The sequence below is a fragment of the Staphylococcus sp. HMSC071G07 genome, assembly GCF_001811435.1.
GTDB classification, from domain to species: Bacteria; Bacillota; Bacilli; order Staphylococcales; family Staphylococcaceae; genus Staphylococcus; species Staphylococcus pettenkoferi.
Window position 1 is genome coordinate 157,269 of record NZ_KV804784.1, and the last position, 397, is coordinate 157,665.

The 397-nt window shown below is 45.6% G+C and carries 1 protein-coding gene; it reads left to right on the forward strand.

The features are described from left to right. Positions 1–397: GA-like domain-containing protein (locus tag HMPREF2802_RS10080; RefSeq protein ID WP_218085178.1), on the forward strand; the 397-nt coding region annotated here is incomplete at both ends.

The window sequence follows — 397 nt, forward strand, 5'->3', positions numbered from 1 at the left end:
TAAGTTGAAAGAAGCGAATGCGGACGGACTAATCACGCCAGACGAGCATGATGCCCTTGAGAAAGCAAATCAAGATGCAGCGGATGCCAAGAAGAATGCACAAGAGAAAGTAGATGCACTGCCAAGTGATCAGCGAGGAAATATGCCAGATGAACTTGATAAACTTCATGGCATTGAAGTTCCTAATGTGAACGATTCAGATTCAAATGGTGTCTCTGATGATGTTGATAAGCAACGAGAGGAAGCGCAATCATCCGTTGAAGCAGCTAAGCATGCAGACCAAGTTGCGCAAGATAAGTTGAAAGAAGCGAATGCGGACGGATTGATTACGCCAGATGAGCATGATGCTTTAGAACAGGCTAATCAGGACGCAGCGGATGCCAAGAAGAATGCACAG